The sequence below is a fragment of the Vibrio sp. B1ASS3 genome (assembly GCF_905175355.1).
In the GTDB taxonomy this organism is placed as follows: Bacteria; Pseudomonadota; Gammaproteobacteria; order Enterobacterales; family Vibrionaceae; genus Vibrio; species Vibrio owensii.
Genome location: NZ_HG992743.1, coordinates 127,339 through 143,327, shown reverse-complemented (window position 1 = coordinate 143,327; position 15,989 = coordinate 127,339). Strand labels below are relative to the sequence as shown.

Here is a 15,989-nt window from a genome sequence, read left to right as displayed (position 1 = left end):
TGTTTAGGCAGTAGAAACTGTCCTATTTATTAGAAGTAGTAACGAGCACCGATTGTCCAGTAATCATTTTCTTCAACGTCGATATCATTACCTAGGTCAAACTGGTATGCAGCAAAAGTAACAAAAGCAGGAGTCACAGCGTATTCAGCTTGTAGAGCAGATTGGCTAAATAGCGTGTCGCCAGCTTTATCGTCTTCTACAGACTCGTAGTTAACACTGAACGTCCAATCATTTACGCCGTAAGCCAATAGGCCTTCAAGCTGAATTGTTTCTTCTAGACCTTGATAGAAGTATTCGTTCATACCGTAAACGATCGCAGCATAGATACCAGAACCGTATTTACCGTAGTTAGCAGAGAATACATGAGATGTAGCGGATTCGTTCTTAGTACCGATTTGACGGTCACCGCCACTGTAAACGTAGCCTAGACCAAAGCCTGCTAGTTCAGTGCTCAGAGCGATTTGGCCACGAGCATCATACATATCGTGCTCACCTTGCCAACCAAGACCTAGGTTAAAGCCGAAACCTTCACCAAACTCAAAACCCTTACGGTAGCTAAGCATACGTTCTGCACGAGCTGAACCAAGGTTGTATTGATCTGCGTACAAGAAGTCGTTGGCAAACGCGATTGGTAAATCCGCAACACCTGCTACGTCGTAGTATGGTGACCATTGTGTACCAGCAACAACGCGACCAAACTGCTCATGTGTCGCACCAATGTAACCCAAACGAGTGTTGAACGAGCTTTCACCACCGTCTAGTAGTTTGATAGACCATTCGCCTTTAGCGTCAACTGTCACACCATTACCGATGTCCTGTTTACCGCCAACATTGATACGAGGAGATACGTCATGAATGCGTACATCTTCCTCAAAGTACTCACCCACGCCCACAGAAACGTGGCCGCCGATAGAAAGAGATGTGCCATCGCTGTTGTAAACTTCAGCTGCGAAAGCTTGAGAACCACATGCTAGTGCCGCCACTGCAACGGCTAGAGTTTTCATTTTCATTGTTAACATCCATATAGTTGTTTGTACTGATTCGCCCCGACAGCAAAATAAAATGCATCAATCGCAACGAACAGATAACAAAGTAGTAATGAAATATAAATGAAACAAATACTTTCTTATGCAACTGGTGTTATTTGTGGCTAATTTTTGATCACGATCCCATAAAAAAAGGGAACTTTTCAATTCCCTTCATAATTTGTGTGGTGTTTTGCGTGTTACAACTGCCAGCGTGCGAGTGGCTTCTCAGTTTTGATACCTTTACTGCCCCATCGGTCAATAACATCAATTTGCAGTATGCGATCCTGTGAAACTAATGAAGTTAACGTTTTTGACGGGCGTTTATCAGTGATCAGCCACAGAGTTTCATCTTCCTCAAATTGAGCTTTTAAAGATAGTTTCTCTGCCTCTGACCATTCCAATTCTGGTTTGAATTGGCGATCGACCACAAACAGTTGGTTTCCTGATGCAAAATCTTCTAACGATTCACCCAACAATACCACCGAATCGATCTCTTTTTCGAAAATTACTTCTTGTTGTTGATTGATCAGTTCCCGCACGTCCAGCATCAAGGCTTGCTGGTTCTTTTCAATCTGAGCTTGATTTTGAGGGTATACCTTCTGTAGATCTTCACCGACAATCGCCGCCATTCGAATCAAGTTACTCGGATTCATCCACGCGTATTTCGACGTCTCACCATTATCCAACGTTAATGCCGCAACACCTTGTGCTCTCGGTGAAATCGCTTGAGAGGCATCAATCTCTATCAAGCGCACATTTCCCTGACGCGCATACACAAAAGTAGGGTCTTGATGCCAAACAGCACCTAGCGTGATCGCTACCGTTGCATTTTTTCCTGCTGCGGTAACTTGTTCATGTCCTTTACTTGCAAACCAATTCACCAAACGCTCAATCCCGTAACGTCTAGGCGGCAAGTAAGTCGTCTCGATATCCGTCCCTTGCATCAACTGCTGAGCCAGCATGTAGGTCACAGGAGTGCTCGTAACGATGTCTTTGGCAAAAGCAAACGGTGCTGCTGTACTCGCTATTGCCAAGCTCAATCCCATAATTATCTTTTTCGTGTTCATATTCGAATATCCAGATTTAGGCTTTACGCACAATGCGATACATGGTTGCAGTTAAGAAGAAGGTTGCCGAAACAATGATGATCGACGCGCCAGATGGCACAGGGAGTTCCAACTCCATCGGTAAGACCGTACCAACCAAGCACGCGATGGTCGCCAGCAGTGATGAGAGCAACACAAAGCTGCCCATTCTTTTAGTAAGAAGGCGGGCTGTTGCACCAGGAATCAGCAGTAATGCCCCAACTAATACGGCGCCAATGATCTTCACAGCTGCAATGGTCACAAGCGTGATCATCATGACGAACAAGTAATCGTAGAAGCTGGTATTGAATCCACGGACACGTGCGATATCTGGGCTGATGCAAGTCAGTAATATGCGGTTAAATGTCGGGATCAAAAGCAATAAGATGATCAAACAACTCACGGCCAGAATCGTAATGTCTCTGTCTGTTACCGTCAGAATTGAACCAAATAGAACATTCTCCAGCATGTGGATGTTGATCTTGCGTGCCACGTACATCAGCAAGGCAGCACCGACCGCCAGCGCCAGTGCTAGAAATACGCCGACTAATGTATCGTAAGGAACATTGGTTCGATTTCGCACGAAATGCAGCAGCAGTGCGAAGATCATGCAGAAGCTAAATAATCCAATAAATGGGTTTTCTGGTGGCTCACCAAGCAGTACACCAATCGCAATACCTGTTAGTGCAGCATGACCGACGGCCTCTGAAAAGAACGCTAAACGCTTCGCAATGACTAGCGTGCCTAAACCACCCAGCAAGGGACCAAGAATGAGCGCAGCCACTATCGCGTTGACCATAAACGCGTAAGCAAAACTGTCACTTAGCCAACCAGCTTCCACACCATGCAGAGCGAGCTCTCTTAACCAATCCATTATGCCGCCTCCACTTTTGCTGTGTAGTGCTTAAATAACGACTCGATACGTTCTGGACTCAATACTTCTGTGTGGTGTCCTGACGCCACGATTTGACGATTCACGACATGGACCTGAGCATCCAAACGACGCACAGCCGTCACATCATGATGCACAGCAAGCACGGTTTTACCTTCCCCAACAACTTCATGAATTAAACTTTCAAGGTAACGAACACCTTGCTCATCCATGCCCGTCGTTGGCTCATCTAAAACAAGCAGACTAGGTTCGTCTAATAACGCTTGAGCGAACAAAACACGCTGTTGCTCACCACCCGATAACTGTCCCATTCGTCGGTCACTACGTGAAGCCATACCGACGCGCTCTAGTTGAGCAAGCGCTTGTTGAGTTTGCATGGTTTTACGTCGCCAAAACAGAGGCACTCTGGTTTGGTTAAGCAAAACAAAATCCATAACCGTGAGCGGCAGACTGGCTTCAAACATGGCTTTTTGTGGTACATAGCCGATTTTCGCTGCATGTTCGCTGTCTGGCCAATGGACAGAAATATCACCAGTAAATGGGGTTAAGCCCAAAACAGAGCGTAAAAGAGAAGTCTTCCCACCACCGTTAGGCCCCATGATGACGTGACATTGGCCAGCTTCAAATTGGGTTTGTATGTCTTGCAGAATCAGGTTGTCGCCATATTGAAGGCTTACCCCATCGAGAGAAATAGAAGGCCCTTGCATCAAACTTTCTCCTGTTCGTGCTTGCTTGCAACGAACTTCATCGCTTCAATCAGAGTCGCGACGTTCTCACGCATTTCGACTTCAACCTTATTGGCTTCGTATTCGCCATGAGTCATGTGAGAAAAACGATAAAGCTGAACACCGGTCGCTTCTTCGATCGTATCAACAAAACGATTTGGCATGTTTAATTCGTAAAACAGCACATCAATACCAGATTGACGAATCTTCTCTATCGTTTCTTGTAACTGGCTTGCACTTGGCTCTACACCATGAGCAGGTTCGATAACTGCTGCGACGTCTACGCCGAATTCCTGCAAGATGTAACCATAAGCATTGTGCGTAGTAGCGACCTTCATACCTGCTGTATCAAGTTGCCCCAAAGACAACATGGCATCACGCTTCAAAAGGCGGAATGTTTTTGCGTAAGAGCGCGCATTCTTGCGATAAAACGCCGCGTTTTCTGGGTCGAGCTTGCTTAGCTCACTCGCAATCGTGTAAACCTTTTGAATCGTGGTAGATAAACCAACAAACGTATGCGGGTTAACTGCGCCTTTACCGACTGATTGACCCATCGCAGGTAACAGCGGTACTTCTTTGTTCGCCTCTATCACCACAAGATCGTCACGTTGTGAAGCTTGAATCACTTTAAGAGCAAAATCATCGTGGCCGATGCCATTGACCACAATCACATCCATTTGCTTCAAACGCTTTAAATCATTAGGTTGAGGTAAATAGTTATGAGGGTTAAAACCTGCATCCACCAGCGGTAGAATTTCTGCTTTATCACCGACCACCGCTTTCACATAGCTGTAGTATGGTTGGAGCGTAATACCAATATTGAGCTTATCTGCTGCAAAGCTCGATGAAGCTACTGCCAGCAATGCACTAGCCGTTATAATTCGACGTAGAAAAGATCGTTTCATCATAGTTGTTATCGTTAAAATTAAGCTTAATGGGCGTGAGCATTTGAAGACGTAGCTGGGACAAGAACAATTTGTTGCCAACCTTGCTTCTGGCGTTCGCTTGTTTTTGCAAGAGACAAATCAGACGCCTTTGTTGTGGATTGAATAAACCAAATGTCAGCGTGTTCATTACGACTATCGAGAAGCATGGAAGCCGCGCCTTTTTCATCTTGCCTTACACCGAGATAAATCCCTGCATCTAAGCGTTGCCATTGATGAGAGCCTTTTCGCTGCCAGCTTTGGTCTTGCACAAATGGTGCAACCCAAAATTCTTCCAATTCGCTGACGGCAGGCCACTCGCCAGCATCTAGGTGAAGATCTCGAATCTCTTCATGCGCCAACTTTAGCTCGGCGATCATCGCAAGTTCTTCTTGTTCAAGGTCAGTGATGAGAACTTGATGCGCTAGCACTTCGGTATGTTCTGTCTCAGCTTGATGGTGAGGCAGCAAAATCGTGGAGACCGCAAGAATACCTGCGATGGTTAGAGCAACCCATTTACCTTCTCGACTGCCGTTATCCGGTCTGATCTTCTGGGTAATCATTTCTCTTTTAACTCAACGATATCCACTTCTACTGGGTTTTCATGCCCCGCATCGAAAACCAAATAAAAATCGGTTTGAGGATGAGTGAACTCAGCAATGGAACGTTTATCTGTCGTTACTTTGGCGATCAAGTTGTCGTCGTAATCGTACATTTCAACGTCGTAATCCACCGCGGTAGAACCATCTGAATAGCCCGCCTCACAAATCACTTTGGCTTGCTCTAAATGGCAACTCATCAATGGGAAGTGCGCGAACGCTTGAGAAGAGATAAAACCAGCAACCAACACTGAGGTTTTAAGAATAGAAACGTTTTTCATGATGCATCCAAATTGGCTCAGCGAATGGCTGAGCCAAATTTTGATTAGTTAAGTTGAGTTTCAAACGTTAGGTGAACGTTCATGCTTGCTTTGTCTGCAAGTGGATCGTTTTTCAGCTCACCCTTGTAGTTTGCTTTCATTAAGTAGCGGCCTGCTACATCTGGAGTGAAGGTGATTTTTCCATCCTTGCCGCTGACCACATCGATTTGCTCTTGGTGGTTGCGATACAGAGTACCTTCACGCGTAATTTCCGCCGTGACACCTTGCTGAGGCTCGCCGTTAAAGAAGAATTGGAATGTCACTTCTTCACCTTCAATAATGTCTGAAGGGTGCGTAATCGGCTTCATTTCTAACAGCTTACCTTCAATCTCTAGTGCCTTTTCTGTTGGCATACCAACCGTTACATAGCTTTCTGCACGTGTGTAGCTAAGTTGGGTAACGACATCGCGTGCTTTTTCAGGAATAACGCTTGCACGGTCTGCTTTGCTCGCTTTCGCCCACTTAACCGTGTCACGACGACCTGCTTTGTACTGGGTGTAGTAGCTAGGTTGGTTGTTGATAGCCACTTTGTGCGTGCCCTCTTCAACAAAGAAGAAGTCAAACATTGAACGACGCTTACCGCGTACGACAAAGTTTGGACGCTCAGAACGACCATCTGGCATGATCACGAACGCTTGCTCGCTACCTGCTGGCTTATCGAATACAAACGTACCGTGAGACGCTGTCACATCGAACGTTAACCAATCACCGCCTTCTTTTGATACCGTAAAGTGAGAAGGGAGAACCCAACGAGGGTGCGCTTGTGCTGTTGTCGCGGCCGCTAGCCCCATTGCCATTACACTTGCTAATGCCACCGCTTTCATTTTGGTTTTCATTGTTATTCCTTCTCTATCACTTAACTTGGTAATTGACGGTAATGACGCCCGTCTCTTCCGTTGGTTTTATTTGGTAGCGCACTTCACTGTCCGCTAACTGAATTTTTTGACGTAGGTAATTACGGCCACCGTGTTCACGCACGACTTCTACATGTAGGGTGTAATTGCCCTGCTTGAGTCGTTGACCATCATCATTAGTGCCATCCCAAACGAATCGGTATTGGCCTGCAGGTCGAGTGGCTGACGTTACGGCATCGACCAATTCGCGATCGTAACGACCCACTTTGCGCCACCAGCTGCGAAGATCTTTCAACCATTCATCTTTACCTACCCAAAGCTGAATGGTTTTGACTGGTTTACGCTTTTCATCTTCGATCCATACTGCGACATAAGGTCTTGCGTACATCGAGGTATCAATCTTTGGTAACTCAAACTCAAAGTCGACTTTGGCATTATCTGGAAAAGGAGCGGCCATAAGCGGCAAAGGAGATAAAGCCGCGATCAATGCGGCTTTACTAAACGGGTGACGGCGAAAAATTCGGCCCATGTTTAACATTGGTTTTTTCTCTGAATAGGCTGTTATGGCACAGCGAAAAAATAAATAACGAGTGATAACGCAGTGCCAAAACTCATCCACTGCATTGATGTTCTAAAAGTCTTTTTCTTTGGAAGCAGCAAACACACACCGGTCAGCACAAAAAACACCATTAGCAAGGCTGTTATGTCGATAAACCATTTCCACGTATCGCCACTGTTGCGACCTTTATGTAGGTCGTTTAGTAGCGCAACCATGCCGTAGTTAGTGGTTTCAACTTCAGCTTCACCCGTCGTCATATCGACGAAAACGGTGGCGTTGTAGCCTGGGCCTTTGAAATCTAAAGAGAGTTCACCAATCATCAATTCACCATCCTCAACCTCGGTATACACATCGAGTGCTGATGGTGTGCCTCGTAGGTCTGTTTCTTGTGTTAAGAAACTCAACAGGGCAGAGCGATTGGGTTGGAAGCTTCCTTCATTCGCAAATAGTTGCTCGGAAGGAACTGTGAGTGTGTGTTGCTGAATGATGGGTTCACTGCGCTCAAACAGTTCTGGGCGGTTCAACGTAATACCAGTTAACGCAAAAAACAGCGTCACCAATAAAAGAGCCATAGAAATATAAATGTGCAGACGGCGTGCCCAAGTCTGGACGCCTTTGCTTTTGAGCAACATAGAAAACAATCATCACCAGTAAATGAGGAAGTAATTTAGGTGATAATCATTCGTATTGGCATTTAATTTACATTGTTTACGTTTGGTCAAAAAGCACTACTCCCGTCGATACTGACGGGAGTAAATCAGAGGGGGGGCGTTATCGAGCGAGAATTGGATAAGTAAAGAAAAGCAAGTGACAGAAATTAAACACGAAGTGGGCGAGCACAGCGCACCATAAACGGCCAGTAAAATGGAAGACCAAACCGTACCCAACCCCTGCAAGCGCGCCGAATACCATTAATAGTGGGCCACCAGCAAAATGAGCCAAACCAAACAAAAGACTCGCTACTACCAAGCCGACTCGCCAGTCAAAGCGACGGGACAGCGACTGCTGTATAAATCCACGAAATAGCGCTTCTTCTGCCACACAAGTCAGGACTAAGTTGTTCAAAGCAAATAACCACCACCAAGATGGCACACTCAATTCTGGTTTTATAGCACCAAACGCTGACGCAATAGGCAACAATAAGAGCAAAGGAATCATCACCAGCAATGCCGGTTTGACTCTTACTTTTGACTCACCACCTAGCAAAATCGGATAAGCCAGTAAGAGTGCAAAGAAGGCAAGCGGCTTGTCTAAGTTAAGGTACATAGAGAACGGAGCACTTAACGGCCCCGCAGATACCTTGTCGAGCACTTGCAGATTATTGAATCCCGAGATCAGATGGACAAACAACAGAACACACCAAACAATTACGACTCCCCACCCCAAATAGAAAATGGGTTTCGTTTTTGGCTGCGCTTTTAGCCTTGAAGCGAGGCTTGGAAGTCGGTATGACACGCCAAGCACAAACAAAGAGCTGATCAAGGCGATAAGCTCAATACGGCCGAGAATAAAGCCACCAAACAAGGTGATGCCAAGCAATACGAGTGCGACTCCAGTATGGCGGAGAAAAGCCGCTGCTATCGCCAAAATTAACGGGCACCATAGCCAGATGTCAGAATCGAGAATCATTGTATTATCCTTATAAACAAAAGCTGACGTTCCAGTCTTATCGCTGGATAGCGGTAATATAACGTTATGATATTTAAAAAGAGATCGAACCAGACTCAATATTTACAAACAAAAAGACCCGAGATATAACCCGGGTCTTTCGATCGTTGATGCATGTTCTATTGTCACATGGACTTAGCTATTCTGGCTCGCTTTCGCTTTACGCAACTGAGATAGGTATTTCACCCAACTCTCAGCTTGAGTTGAAGGCTCAATCTCATTTGCGCGTTTTGCGTTGGCAAGTGCGTCTTCAATTCGTTTCAGCTTGTAGTAGGCACGTGTCTTAACCAATGCCACATCCGCTTTGCGACCAGAGACTTTATCCAATACAATCAGAGCATCTTTGTAGTGCCCTTCTTGGACAAGCAACTGAGACAAGTTCCAATAGTATTGGCGATCCAGCTTCGCGGCCACGCGCCAACTCGCTATCGACTTATCCCATTCTTTCGCCATTTGCCAGTACGTAGCTTGCTGCGCTTTAAGCTTGCTGTCTGAGTTAACTTCATTTAACTCACCCAACACTTTTGCTGCACGCTCTGGAATACCGCGCTTACCATACAGCTGAGCAAGAAGTTTGAGGTCATCTTGGTTCAACTCTACGCCTTTCAGCTTCGCAAGAGCCAAAGCATCAAGAGCACGCTTATCATCATCCACACGTAGATACAGAGCAACAAGCTGACGCCACCATTCCACACGCTCTGGCTCGATCGCAATCAAGCGTTTGATCGTGCCAATCGCTGGCTGCCACTTTTTCAGCTCTAGCTCTGCAGATAGCTTGATGGACAGTGGTGCCATTTCGTCTGGCTGGCCATATTTCTCATAACGAGCCATTGCAGAGAGAACTTTATTCCACTGACTTAACTGGTAATGAGACTGTGCAATACGCAGCCAAATTTCATACGCCTTTTGGCTCTCAGGAACGGATTTACTCAAGCCATAATAATGTGGCAAAGCTTTAGAGAACTGCTGTTCATTTAGTAACATATCAGCCAACATTTTGCGCGTTTGCCAAGCTTGCTCATCTTCCAGAAGACCACTGTTTACCGCAATCTCTAGCTGTTTAATTGCAGGCTTAACTTGCTCATTCTGCCAGTAGAAAATACCCAGCATTCGCGCCACAAACGCTTGATCGTAACCACGAGATAAATCGAGGCCTTCAAGAGTTGAAATGGCTTCTTGCAGCTTTTCTTCTTGCGCTAGGTTATGAGCGCGTTGAACACGAGTCGCCGTGTATTGACTCAGTTCATTCGCGACGGTGGTAAAAGCACTTAGGCTTAATACCGCACCGATTAAGAATTGCTTCATCATTTGGCTAACTTGAACTCCACTTTAGCGGTTTGTCCGAACTGCTCAATTGAGACACCATCTTCAACTTTCGGTTGATATTTCCATTTCTTCAGCGCTCGAATCGCTTCTTTTTCGAAGATACGTTTTGGCTTAGCGTCAATCACTTCGATGTCTTTAGGGCGGCCTGTCGCGTCAATGGTAAAGCGCATCACTACGTAACCTTCCATTTTACGTTTCAGTGCTTTGCTTGGATAACGAGGATCAACGCGGTACAGAGGCAATGCTTGCTGGTTACCCATCGTGCCTTTTAAATTAGGAGCACTGATCGCAATGCCATCCAGAGCCGTGTTCAAACCCAATGCGCTGATTGGCGTCACTTGGCTCATCGGCTCTACTTGGGTTTCCGCTTGAGACAAATCCATCGGTTCTGGTGCTTTTGGTGGTTCTGGCTGTTCAGGAACCGAGCGTTGACGACGTTGAACATCAGCATCATTCTCGACCATCACCATGTCAAAGCGCACCGCCTCTGACGGTTGAGGTGCGCGTTGATTGCCTTTGTCGACCATCCACGCCATAAAGCTAAACAAGCTCACCGCAATCAAAATTGACGCTGGTAGCGCGAGTAGTAGCCTGCCCATTAAGGTTTCTCCGCTGCCAATGCGATGTTCTTCACACCAGCACCTTTCGCCGCATCCATCACTTTCACAACCGTCCCGTTGTATGCGTGCTCATCGGCTTGAATGACAAGTGATGCTTCTGGTTGCTCAAGTAACAAGTGCTCAATGGTCGCTTCAACACGTTCGATATCCACCAAACGTTTATCGATGTACACATCGTTCGCCGCTGTTACCGCAATAAAAATGCCTGCGTCTTTTTGGCTAACCACGTTCGATGCTTGTGGGCGGTTAACTTCTACACCTGACTCACGTACAAATGAACTGGTCACAATGAAGAAGATCAGCATGATGAACACGATATCCAACATCGATGTTAGATCGATTTGCGCTTCATCTTGTTGATTATTTCTACGTCCGAGTCTCACTTCTGACTCCTTAAAGATTGTTCTAACTGGAGGGCTTTACGCTCACACACTTTGCTCAAACGTGCATGGACAAACATGCCTGCAAGTGCCGCAACCATTCCTGCCATAGTTGGCAGTGTTGCAAGTGAAATGCCTGAAGCCATCAATTTTGGATTGCTACTGCCTTGTGTGGCCATCACATCAAAAACCGTGATCATACCAGTCACCGTACCTAGCAAACCTAACATCGGGCAAATCGCCACGAGTACTTTGATGGTTGATAGGTTTTGGCGCAGTTCAATGTGTGCTTTTGCAATCCATCCTTCGCGGATTTGATGCGCGTACCAAGAGTGGTGGTCAGGTCTTGCTAGCCACTGCTCACAAAGCTGTTTCTTCACCTTCGGAAACTCCATTGTCAGGTAAAGTACACGCTCCATAACCAGTAACCAACACACCGCTACAACGGCTGCTAGCCACCATAGGATTTGGCCACCTTGCTGCATAAAGCTCATCAAGGTTGAGGCCCAATCCTCGCTGATCAAACCCAATGTGTTGAGTAGGATCTGCTCCATTACGCTGCGTTCTCCGCTGTCGTGTTAGGGTTGTTTTTGCCTTTTGGCATATCGCGCTCAGCTTGTTCCGCAACAAGACCAATGCCTTGCTTTTCAAGAATATTGCGAATGTTCTCTGCTTGAGAGCTCAAGACGTTATGAGCAAGAAGCAATGGCATTGCCGCAACAAGACCAAGAACAGTTGTAACTAGCGCCATAGAGATACCACCTGCCATGACTTTTGGATCGCCATTACCAAACTGAGTGATCACTTGGAACGTTTCGATCATACCAGTTACCGTACCTAATAGACCAAGCATCGGTGCTAGAGCAGCAAGCAGTTTCAGCATCGACAACCCCTTCTCAAGGTGAGTCTGCTCGTCAACTACCGCTTCTAATAAGCGAAGTTCTAATGCTTCAACGCTACGATGTTTGTCTTTTTGGTACACAGCAAGGATACGACCAAGCGGGTTATCTTCTGGTTTAGTTGGATTCTTTAACTGTTTGGCGATTTTTTGACGAGCAATCATCAATGACACACCACGAACCAACGCGATGATCAAACCAACCGCTAACAAGCCAAGAATGATCTGACCTACGACACCACCTGCATTCAGGCGATCCGCCATTGTCGGAGAATTTGCCAATTGCTCAAGCAAGATGCCGCGTGATGGGTCAATCACTAAAGAATCGATTTCACCCGAGTTCAGCGAGCTTGCTGTTGGTCCATTTTCTGGTTGGCGGAGGTAGCTTACTGCATCGCCGCGTTGACCGTTCCACTTCACGTAACCAGCGTCATCCAATAGCGCCATTGAGCCAAGGCGAACACCGTTGACCGTCTGTTCACGACCTTCACCATCAAGCAGAGTGAATGACACTTTCGCCATCTCACCACTTGCTTTAACTTGTTCTTCCATGCTGCGCCACATCGCTTGAAGCTGAGGCAGAGTAGGCAGGGATTTCGCCGCAACGATATCATCGATATTTTGCTGATATGAGTTTGCGTCTACACCAGTAACGGAATGCTTAAGTTCTGCTTCCAGCTCTTTTGCGTTTTGACGAACAACACCAAATAGCTCACCCAAGCTACCTGTTTCTAAACGTAGTTTTTCTTCTAGTTGAGCCAGTTCAGCTTCGTTTTCACTAAACGTAACACCAAGCGTGTCAGCTTCTGCTTGTAGCGCCGCACGTTCTGCTACAAGCTTATTCTTCATTGCCTGTAGCTCTTGCTGAGTCTTGTTAAAACCAGATTCACGAGCTACGTTATGGGATTGCTGTTGGCGATTTTCTTGTTGTGCTTTTTGCAGCAGAGTGTCACTTGCAAACGTCGTATGCGGTAAAAGCGCAGCAGTAGAGATCAATGCAACCGATAGCCATTTCTTCATCATTTATTTGCCCTCCGCTACGTTTAGAGACACTGGCAGAGTTAGCATGCTTGGTGCGATCTGTTTATTTGCCATGGCAAACGCTTTATCGAGTTCAGATTTTTGTTCTGAACCAACGGACTGCCATGCGTTCTGTTGTTGTGACCAGCTCCAGAACTGCTCACCAGATAGGCTACGAGCAACTAGCGACACACGGCCTAAGTAAAGAATATCAGCCTCAACTTGGTCGTTACCTTCCAATGCAATCTTGCCTTGGTAGATACCAATCTTAGTGCCGTAGTCCATTTCGATTTGGTACGCTTCTAGAATACGACGGAACTTCTCAGCATCCGCGACATCTGCTCGAGTCATCATGGCATCAAGCTTAGCAATACGCTCCTCACGTTGCGCTTTGCGGATCGGCTTATCATTCGCGACGATAGTCTTTAGACCATCCAACATGTGATACATAAGCGGTACCACACCTTGACGAGTTTGAGCGATCTGCTCAATTTGCTCATTCAAGCTTGCCACTTCCTCGTTTTGACTATCAACAAGGTTTAAAAGGTGGTCGCGATAAATCTTCAAGTTGCTGACTTCTTCATTCAACTGTTCAATTTCAGCTTCTAGTGACAAAGACTTCTCAGCACTTGCATCGATACGCTTCTGGCTTACTGCAGACGCTTGGTTAGTTTTACTCTGCACTGCTTGAGCATCGTTAAGATTTTCCGCTTGAACGGGAATCAAAACCGATGTGATCAACAGAGCGATACTTGATTTCATTAGATTCATACGAGTTATATTTTCTGTTTTCCAAAAACGACTAAAGGGGAAGACAACTCTTCCCCTTTAAAAATCAGTTTGTTATCAGTACTTGAACTGAATTGTCGCCATGTAGTTTCGGCCCTCGCCTATCACTACACCGCTAGCTCCTTCTTGTTTACTGTTGGTACTACCCCCACCTGCTAGGTAGTCAGTATCAAACAAGTTTTCTACATTGAATCGAGCCACAATATCTAAGTTCTCATCATACTTGTGAGTGTACGCAACGCCCATATCAATACGTGCATACCCATCTTTCTTAAATGTGTTCGCTGCGTCACCGTAGCGCTCACCTTCATAAATCAGACCTAGGTTAACATCAGTGTTGTTCTGCACTTTGTAACGAGACCAAACACTTGCTGAAAACTCTGGAACATCCGCTGGACGGTTACCTTTGTAATCCGCACTCTCAGTGATTTCTGCATCTAGGTACATTGCAGAAGCCGTTAGCGAAAGCTCCTCAGTCACAAAACCTTGCGCTAGAATTTCCGCACCGCGGTGTACTTGCTCACCATCTTGAGTCTTCTTGTACATCACATCACCGCCAGCATTAACGCCGTCTTCAACATCTAATGCGATGTTTTCTAGAGTGATATCAAACACAGCACCAGAAAGAAGCAGACGTTCATCGAACAGTTCCCACTTAGTACCCACTTCATAAGAGATACCGCGTTCTGCGTCTAGCTCTTCACCATCGTTGGTGTAATCAGTACTGTTTACCGTGCCTTGAGGCATAAAGCTCTCAGAGTACTGAACGTAAATAGAACCGTTGCTTGCAGGGTGGAAAATCACACCTAGTTTTGGTGATACTTGGCTTTCCGTTAGGTCATCGCTGCGCTTTTCATCGTAACGAACGCCAGCAAGTACCTGCCAGTAATCGTTAATTGTCATCATGTTTTGCGCGTAGATACCCCAAGTATCATATTCGCTAGTAGGCCATTTCTTAGAACTCGTTGGCTCTGGCTTCACTACCGTCTCACCTGCTGGAACATACTCGCCGTCATGGAAAGCCATAAAGCGGTCGTAGCTGTAATCCAAGTAGTTTGCACCGACTAAGAAAGTGTTATCTGTACCAAACAGAGAAAAGTCAGTCGTCACATCTACGTAAGCAGTATCAAATACCCAGTGGTCAGAACGCTCGTTACCCTTGTGCTTGATCGTACCGTTTTCTTCGTACATATCGAACTTAGGGTAAGACTCTACGTCGAAACGTTTGAAGTCTTGACGGTTATAGCCCGCTTTCACGTTAACGCTGTCCGTCACCTGTGCATTAATGTCGATGCCGTAGTTTTCTACGTCATTGTCGATCTCTGACCATTGTGCATCCCAGATGTACTTATCACCGCGAACGGCTTTACCATCGACAATGTAAGCACCTGAATCAACGCTACCGTCATCTTTTGTACGGTCATAGTGCGCTGACACCATGATGTTTTCAGTGATATCGTATTCCACCACCAAACCACCCACTACGCGGTCAGTTTGTGGTTCCGTACCATCACCGTATTTACGCCATGAGCCGTAGCTTTCTTTTGCAAGAATGGCACGAGCACGCAACGTTTGTTCTTCATTCAACGAACCACTGACATCAAGTACAGTTCGTGAATGGTCATCTGAACCGATATCTTGGCTCAGGCTCGCGTGAGTTTCTGTTGTCGGCTTCTTCGAAACCATGTTCACCAGACCACCTGGTTCTGACTTACCGTAAAGTAGACCTGATGGACCTTTAAGAACTTCAACACGCTCTAAAAGCTCAATTGGTTGACGGTAGTGTGACCAATGCTGACGACCATCACGTAGGAAGCCGTCTGAACTGCTCAGTTCAAAACCACGTAGCGAGAAACGCTCACGGTTACGGCTTGTACCGCCCGCACTAACACTCGCGTCATTTTGTAGAACTTCACCTAACGTGCTTGCACGCTGCTCATCGATTACCGCTTCATCAATCACAGCAACTTGTCCTGGAGTTTCCAGTTGCGTCATTTCCATGCGCATTGCTGTTGTATTCGTATCCGCTTTGTAACCGAATTCGCGACCTTCTACGACTAGGTGCTCATCCGCATTTTGAACTTCTGCCACTGCAGGTGCCGCTAACACCGCACCAATCACTAATGCCAATTGGCTCTTAGAAAACATACCCATTCACTCCGATTATTGGGTAGCACATAACTGCTATGTGGTTCCCTCTTAGTTATTTCGCGAGTGAATATAAGTGATAACTATTACTATTTGCATTAAATTTACATTCTTTGCATTCGTAAAGTTTTGTAAAGCGGTAAAGGGTCATACTC

18 protein-coding genes are annotated in these 15,989 nt (G+C 46.1%); all 18 read right to left on the bottom strand.

The window, feature by feature from the left end; all coding sequences use genetic code 11:
- Positions 1 to 29: 29 nt before the first annotated feature.
- Positions 30 to 1,010 (bottom strand): porin, encoded by a 981-nt coding sequence (locus KJB05_RS19095; protein ID WP_208444036.1) that lies wholly within the window; start codon positions 1,008 to 1,010, stop codon positions 30 to 32.
- Between the two features lie 215 nt (positions 1,011 to 1,225).
- Positions 1,226 to 2,095 carry a zinc ABC transporter substrate-binding protein gene (locus KJB05_RS19090; protein WP_208444037.1) on the bottom strand — a complete coding sequence of 290 codons (870 nt, stop codon included), beginning with the start codon at positions 2,093 to 2,095 and terminating at the stop codon, positions 1,226 to 1,228.
- A gap of 16 nt (positions 2,096 to 2,111) precedes the next feature.
- On the bottom strand, positions 2,112 to 2,987 hold the full coding sequence (locus KJB05_RS19085; protein WP_045413497.1) for a metal ABC transporter permease: 876 nt from the start codon (positions 2,985 to 2,987) through the stop codon (positions 2,112 to 2,114).
- Positions 2,987 to 3,712, bottom strand: a complete 726-nt coding sequence (locus tag KJB05_RS19080) for a metal ABC transporter ATP-binding protein (RefSeq protein ID WP_208444038.1) — start codon at positions 3,710 to 3,712, stop codon at positions 2,987 to 2,989. The genes KJB05_RS19085 and KJB05_RS19080 overlap by 1 nt, the downstream gene beginning before the upstream one ends.
- Positions 3,712 to 4,638 (bottom strand): zinc ABC transporter substrate-binding protein, encoded by a 927-nt coding sequence (locus KJB05_RS19075; protein WP_208444039.1) that lies wholly within the window; start codon positions 4,636 to 4,638, stop codon positions 3,712 to 3,714. The genes KJB05_RS19080 and KJB05_RS19075 overlap by 1 nt, the downstream gene beginning before the upstream one ends.
- A 23-nt stretch (positions 4,639 to 4,661) precedes the next feature.
- Positions 4,662 to 5,216, bottom strand: coding sequence for a hypothetical protein (locus KJB05_RS19070; RefSeq protein ID WP_039842812.1), 555 nt, complete (start codon positions 5,214 to 5,216; stop codon positions 4,662 to 4,664).
- Positions 5,213 to 5,533, bottom strand: a complete 321-nt coding sequence (locus KJB05_RS19065) for a hypothetical protein (protein WP_208444040.1) — start codon at positions 5,531 to 5,533, stop codon at positions 5,213 to 5,215. The genes KJB05_RS19070 and KJB05_RS19065 overlap by 4 nt, the downstream gene beginning before the upstream one ends.
- A gap of 44 nt (positions 5,534 to 5,577) precedes the next feature.
- Positions 5,578 to 6,408 carry a DUF4198 domain-containing protein gene (locus tag KJB05_RS19060; RefSeq protein WP_208444041.1) on the bottom strand — a complete coding sequence of 277 codons (831 nt, stop codon included), beginning with the start codon at positions 6,406 to 6,408 and terminating at the stop codon, positions 5,578 to 5,580.
- Between the two features lie 16 nt (positions 6,409 to 6,424).
- Positions 6,425 to 6,964, bottom strand: a complete 540-nt coding sequence (locus tag KJB05_RS19055; RefSeq protein ID WP_208444042.1) for a DUF2271 domain-containing protein — start codon at positions 6,962 to 6,964, stop codon at positions 6,425 to 6,427.
- Between the two features lie 23 nt (positions 6,965 to 6,987).
- Positions 6,988 to 7,617 (bottom strand): PepSY-associated TM helix domain-containing protein, encoded by a 630-nt coding sequence (locus tag KJB05_RS19050; protein ID WP_009705133.1) that lies wholly within the window; start codon positions 7,615 to 7,617, stop codon positions 6,988 to 6,990.
- Between the two features lie 139 nt (positions 7,618 to 7,756).
- Positions 7,757 to 8,614: a CPBP family intramembrane glutamic endopeptidase gene (locus KJB05_RS19045; RefSeq protein WP_208444043.1), complete on the bottom strand. Its 858-nt coding sequence runs from the start codon at positions 8,612 to 8,614 to the stop codon at positions 7,757 to 7,759.
- 174 nt (positions 8,615 to 8,788) lie between these two features.
- The gene (locus KJB05_RS19040) at positions 8,789 to 9,961 is read right to left on the bottom strand and encodes a hypothetical protein (RefSeq protein ID WP_208444044.1); all 1,173 of its coding nucleotides are present in this window, start codon (positions 9,959 to 9,961) and stop codon (positions 8,789 to 8,791) included.
- Positions 9,958 to 10,578 (bottom strand): energy transducer TonB, encoded by a 621-nt coding sequence (locus tag KJB05_RS19035; RefSeq protein ID WP_005438297.1) that lies wholly within the window; start codon positions 10,576 to 10,578, stop codon positions 9,958 to 9,960. The genes KJB05_RS19040 and KJB05_RS19035 overlap by 4 nt, the downstream gene beginning before the upstream one ends.
- Positions 10,578 to 10,982, bottom strand: a complete 405-nt coding sequence (locus KJB05_RS19030; RefSeq protein ID WP_005438299.1) for a biopolymer transporter ExbD — start codon at positions 10,980 to 10,982, stop codon at positions 10,578 to 10,580. The genes KJB05_RS19035 and KJB05_RS19030 overlap by 1 nt, the downstream gene beginning before the upstream one ends.
- Positions 10,979 to 11,533 (bottom strand): MotA/TolQ/ExbB proton channel family protein, encoded by a 555-nt coding sequence (locus tag KJB05_RS19025; RefSeq protein ID WP_038896582.1) that lies wholly within the window; start codon positions 11,531 to 11,533, stop codon positions 10,979 to 10,981. The genes KJB05_RS19030 and KJB05_RS19025 overlap by 4 nt, the downstream gene beginning before the upstream one ends.
- A complete protein-coding gene (locus KJB05_RS19020) occupies positions 11,533 to 12,900 on the bottom strand; it encodes a MotA/TolQ/ExbB proton channel family protein (RefSeq protein ID WP_208444045.1) in 1,368 nt (455 codons plus the stop codon). The genes KJB05_RS19025 and KJB05_RS19020 overlap by 1 nt, the downstream gene beginning before the upstream one ends.
- Positions 12,901 to 13,668 (bottom strand): DUF3450 domain-containing protein, encoded by a 768-nt coding sequence (locus tag KJB05_RS19015; protein ID WP_208444046.1) that lies wholly within the window; start codon positions 13,666 to 13,668, stop codon positions 12,901 to 12,903.
- Positions 13,669 to 13,743: 75 nt separating this feature from the next.
- The gene (locus KJB05_RS19010; protein WP_208444047.1) at positions 13,744 to 15,834 is read right to left on the bottom strand and encodes a TonB-dependent siderophore receptor; all 2,091 of its coding nucleotides are present in this window, start codon (positions 15,832 to 15,834) and stop codon (positions 13,744 to 13,746) included.
- Positions 15,835 to 15,989: the final 155 nt, after the last annotated feature.